This window comes from Virgibacillus carmonensis, from assembly GCF_057836705.1.
The window spans coordinates 1-614 of record NZ_JBYQFJ010000246.1; the positions used below are offsets into that span (position 1 = coordinate 1).

Below are 614 nucleotides of genomic sequence, written 5' to 3' on the forward strand. Positions count from 1 at the left end.
TTGTCGATTGCACCAAGAACGCCATCCCTTTGAAATTTATAAAGCTTATTCCATACAGCCGTTTCATGAAAACCGGTTTTTGATTTCACTATTGTATCTTCATCAAGCTCATCCAAGTAATCTTTAAAAATATGATAAAGAGTAACAAAATAAATAAATTCAGGATTATGATCTTGATACAATACTTCAAGTTGATCAAGTAATTCTTCTTTTACATCCTCAAGTTGATTCTGATCCTCCCAATAGGTATCGAACCACTGAATGTATTGTTGTGTCATTGCTTTATCATCCGTATAAGTAGTTAGGGCTGGATCTTCAGAATAAGTAAATCCCAGGCTACTACTTCTGAAGTTAGCACTACCAAACATGGTAAATGAGTCATATCTTGGGTTTTGAACATTCACCATGTTCATGGTTGGAACAGATGTTTTAAATGACTTTACATCCACTTTTTCATGTATCCATGCGGCGCACTCCTTCGCAATCCTACTCTGAGTTAACAAGTTACGAAACCCTGCTTCATCTTCAATGCCGGAAAGGGAAAGTTCCCTTTGAAGTTGGGCAGTACTTTCCTTTATATCATGTGGTGTGTTAGTAAAAGATGGTTCAGTGAA

At 36.5% G+C, this 614-nt stretch carries 1 pseudogene; it reads right to left on the reverse strand.

The features are described 5' to 3' along the window. Positions 1 to 614: pseudogene (locus AC3G7N_RS21655) on the reverse strand (phospholipase D-like domain-containing protein); the annotation flags it as partial.